Source organism: Streptomyces sp. CO7 (genome assembly GCF_053474865.1).
The window spans coordinates 1-2419 of the sequence record NZ_JBRIOU010000211.1 but is presented as its reverse complement, the minus strand read 5'-3'; the positions used below and the strand labels follow the sequence as shown (position 1 = coordinate 2419).

The 2419-nt window shown below is 71.9% G+C and carries 2 protein-coding genes; both read left to right on the top strand.

Going from position 1 to position 2419, the window contains the following annotated elements:
- Positions 1 to 156 precede the first annotated feature (156 nt).
- Positions 157 to 1317, top strand: a complete 1161-nt coding sequence (locus ACOV8S_RS32750) for an MrcB family domain-containing protein (protein ID WP_448322279.1) — start codon at positions 157 to 159, stop codon at positions 1315 to 1317.
- Between the two features lie 67 nt (positions 1318 to 1384).
- On the top strand, positions 1385 to 2419 hold the full coding sequence (locus tag ACOV8S_RS32745) for a hypothetical protein (RefSeq protein ID WP_448322277.1): 1035 nt from the start codon (positions 1385 to 1387) through the stop codon (positions 2417 to 2419).

The following is a 2419-nucleotide window of genomic DNA, read 5'->3' as shown; positions in this document are numbered from 1 at the left end:
GGGGGGGGGCGGGCGCCGCCCGGCCCACCCCGGTCCGCCAGGTCGACCGGTGCCCAACCTCACCGCGAACCGCGCAGGGGACGCGCCTCACGTGCCGTGCCGTCAAAGTCCGCGCAGCACAGCTCAATTGAGGGTATGCGCCGTTAGCCTGCGGTGATGAACGGCTTCCTCGCCCAAGTGATGGACCTGCAACGCGCCTACACCTGGCAGGTGACTCCGGAGATGGAGCGCCGCGGCCGGATCGTGAAGAGGGAGATCCCCGGCGCCCTCGAAGCGCATCGCGCGGCGATGGCCGGAGCGCTGGACATACCCGTCGAGCGGGTGCTGATCGAGGGCGCCGACGGGGTGGGGCGCAAGAGCGTCGTGCCGTGGGTCCGGGTGAGCGACGTCGAGATGTCACCGAGCGCCATGGACGGCTGGTACGTGGTCCTGCTGTTCGCCGCGGGTGGGGAACGGGCCTACCTCACGCTGATGCAGGGGACGACCTTCTGGACCGGAAGGGAGCTGCGGTCCCGTGGCGCCGAGGCGCTCGCCGCCAGAGTGGACTGGGCGTACCCGCACATCGCGGAGGCTGCGGAGGGCCGGGCAGGGCTGCTGCGACGCATCCACCTCCCGGGTGGGAAGAAACTGGGCCGCGCCTACGAGCTCGGCACCGTCGTCGCCCTCGAGTACCGCCGCGACGCGCTCCCCGACGCGAACGCCTTCGTCGACGACCTGCTGTTCATGGCCGGGCTGCTGCGCCGGATCTACGCGGCGGAGACCACGGCGACCTACATACCCGGCGACCCCGTCCCCGAGGTGCTGGACGCGGAGGTGTCCGCGAACCGGGCGGCCGGGCGGAGCATCTCCGAGCCGCGGCCCCGGCCGGCGGCGGCCACCCGCGGCGGGCAGGGGTTCCTGCTGTCGGCGGTCGAACGGCAGCTGATCGAGCGGCACAGCGTCGGCAAGGCCACGGAGCACTTCGAGGCGCAAGGCTGGAAAGTGGCGGACGTCGGCGCCAACCGGCCGTACGACCTGCACCTGACCAGGGGCGACGAGGCCGCGCACGGCGCGGAACCGCACATCGAGGAACTGCACGTCGAGGTCAAGGGCACCACATCGCTCGGCCAGGCCGTCGTGCTCACCCGGGCCGAGGTCGATGCCCAGCGTGAGTTCGCTCCCCGCAACGCGCTGGTGATAGTGCACTCGATACGGCTGGACCGCTCCGGCGCGGAGGTCACGGCGCAAGGAGGTGTGCTCCACTGCACCTCGCCCTGGCGGATAGACCAGCCGGACCTCACCCCGATCTCATACCTGTACCGGACTGACCTGGCGTGAGGGGCACGGGCCGACGGGTTGTCCACAGGCCCGGCGGAGAGGAGTCCTGCGGGCGTACCTTGCGCGGGTGAATGCGAAGGCGAAGGCGAAGTCGAATGCGAAGGCGGATGTGGATGTCCGGCGGCTGGGGCGGGAACAGGTCGTCACGCTCGAGGAGTTGCTGGCGGCCGGAGTCACCCGAAGCGCTGTCGACCACCGTCGCCGGAATCACTGGCAGGAACCACTGCCGCGGGTGTTCGTGCTGCACAACGGACCGCTGACCTGGCGGCAGAAGTTCCACGCCGCGTTGTGTTACGCGGGCCCCGGTGCACGGCTCACCTCGCTGGCCGTGCTGGCGCTGCACGGCTTCCGCGACGCGCCGTCCCTGTCGTCGCTGTCGTCCCTGTCGTCGAAGGGGACGCTGCACGTCCTCCTGCCGTCACCGTCGAAGCGCCGCTCGGTTTCGTTCGTGCAGGTGGCGCGCACCCGGCGGCTTCCGCCCCGCCCGACGTTCGTAGCCGGCTTTCCGTGCGTCCCGCTGCCGTGGGCCGTCGCCGACGCGTGCGCCGGCACCCTGCGGCCGGGCTGCCTGTACGAGGCCGTGCAGCGGCATCGGGTCGGCGCGGCGGCGCTGCGGGAGGCGTTCCGGACCCGTCGGGTGCCCGTGACCGGGGAACTCGCCGCCGTGCTCGCGGACCTCACGGCCGGTGCGCATTCCGTGGCCGAGGGGTGGGCACGTCGCCTGATCGCCCGCAGCGGCCTCCCCGACCCGTTGTGGAACCAGGACCTCTTCCTGGACGGCGAGTGGCTCTGCCGCCCGGACGCGTACTGGCCCGAGCACGGTGTGGTGCTGGAGATCGATTCCGTGCGTCACCATCAACTCGGTGCGGACTTCCAGCGGACCACCGCCCGGCATGCGCGCATCGCGGCGGCAGGCCTGTGCGTCCTCCCGGTCACCCCGGCCCACCTCCGTGACGCCCCGCACCGGTTCCTGGCCGCGTTGACCCAGGTCATGTCCCACGCCCCCTATCCCGGCGTGCCCCGCGTGTCGCTGGAGCGGCGTCGGGAGGGGGCCGAAATTCACGCTGGGGCGTGGAAAAGCGGGCGCACACCTGTGGGGTAG

Bases quoted from the DNA above. Each gene is read 5' to 3' on its own strand.
- ACOV8S_RS32750 (WP_448322279.1), top strand. From the start codon at position 157: ATGAACGGCTTCCTCGCCCAAGTGATGGACCTGCAACGCGCCTACACC.